This is a genomic window from Mesorhizobium sp. M7A.F.Ca.MR.362.00.0.0, assembly GCF_004023175.1.
Classification (GTDB): Bacteria; Pseudomonadota; Alphaproteobacteria; order Rhizobiales; family Rhizobiaceae; genus Mesorhizobium.
This window is the reverse complement of the sequence record NZ_RZTF01000558.1, coordinates 1-1,516: the sequence shown is the minus strand read 5'-3', so window position 1 is coordinate 1,516 and position 1,516 is coordinate 1. Positions and strand designations below refer to the sequence as shown.

The 1,516-nt window shown below is 68.1% G+C and carries 2 protein-coding genes; both read right to left on the bottom strand.

The annotated features are described in order from the left end of the window. The coding region (gene cobA / locus EOC06_RS35070; RefSeq protein ID WP_128309964.1) for a uroporphyrinogen-III C-methyltransferase at positions 1–816 on the bottom strand (816 nt) is incomplete at its 3' end. After that, positions 813–1,516 (bottom strand): precorrin-4 C(11)-methyltransferase (gene cobM, locus EOC06_RS35065; RefSeq protein ID WP_128309963.1); only part of this gene is annotated, 704 nt, incomplete at its 5' end. The genes cobA and cobM, both read right to left, overlap by 4 nt.

The following is a 1,516-nucleotide window of genomic DNA, read 5'->3' as shown; positions in this document are numbered from 1 at the left end:
TGCTTGTCCCGCCAGTGCCGCACGCATGGCGACGATGCCGCCGACGACGATCAGCGCCGGCGAGGCGAGACCGGCGGCCGCCGCTTCCTCGGCAATGGTGGCGAGCGTGGCGACGACGGTCCGCTCCTGCGGCGTCGTTGCGGCGACGATCACGGCCGCCGGTGTCGACGGCGCCAGCCCGCCATCGAGAAGGGCGGCTGATATCAGCGGCAGATTGGCCATGCCCATATAGACGACGACAGGCTGGCCGGTGCGGGCGATCGCCGCCCAGTCGAGATCGTCATCGGTGCCGGCGGCGTGGCCGGTGGCCAGGATCACCGCCTTGTTGATGCCGCGCATGGTGGCCGGGATGCCGGTCGCGGCCAGAGCGCTGAGGCCCGAGGTCAGGCCTGGCAGCACGCGGAACGGGATGTTTTCATGCGCCAGCGCCAGGGCTTCTTCGCCGCCGCGGCCGAAAATATAGGGATCGCCGCCCTTCAGCCTGACGACGCGGCGGCCGTCGCGCGCCAGCCGCACCAAAAGGGCGGTGATGTCATCCTGTTTCATCGACGGTTTGCCGCCGCGCTTGCCAGCAAAGAAAAGCTCGGCATTTTCGGCAACGGCGACGACATCCGATGAGACCAGCGCGTCGTAGACCAGTGCATCCGCGTCGGCCAGCGCCGCCAACACTTCGAGCGTCAGGCAGCCGGGGTCGCCGGGGCCGGCGCCGGCCAGCCAGACGTGACCCGATTCCAGCCGGCGCGGCTTGAAATTCAGCCGGGACAAGGCTTTTTCGAGCGTGGCGTTTTCGCCGGTATTTTTGGTGCTGCCGCTCACAATCCGTCCCGTCCGCGAAAACGCCGCTGGTAGTGGGCGTCGTACAATGAACTCTCGCCAAAACCTTCGGCTGCCAGCGAGCGGCCGACGAAGATGATCGCCGTGCGCTCCATCGGATCGGCGGCGAGCAGCGCCTCGATGGTCGCCAGCGTACCGGTCAGCACACGCTCGTCCGGCCAGGAGGCGCGGAAGACGACCGCCACCGGGCAATCCCCGCCATAATGCGGCGTGAGCTCGGCAACGACGCGGTCGATGGCGTGGATGGCCAGATGAATGGCCAGCGTGGCGCCGGTGCGGCCGAAGCCGGCCAGCGTTTCGCCGGGCGGCATTTTTGATGCGCGTCCGGAGATGCGGGTCAGCACCAGGCTTTGCGCGACTTCAGGAATGGTCAGTTCGCGGCGCAATGCGGCGGCGGCAGCGGCGAAGGAGGGGACGCCCGGCGTCAGCGTGTAGGGAATGCCATGCTTTTCCAGCCGGCGGATCTGCTCGGCGACGGCGCTCCACACCGACAGGTCGCCGGAATGCAGGCGGGCGACATCATGGCCCGATTTGTGGGCCGCGACATACTCGGCCTCGATCTCGTCGAGCGACATCGGCGCGGTGTCGATCAGCTTTGTTCCCGGCGCGCAGTGCTGCAGCAATTCGGGCGCGACGATCGAGCCGGCATGCAGGCAGACCGGGCAGCTTGCCAGCAGCCTCG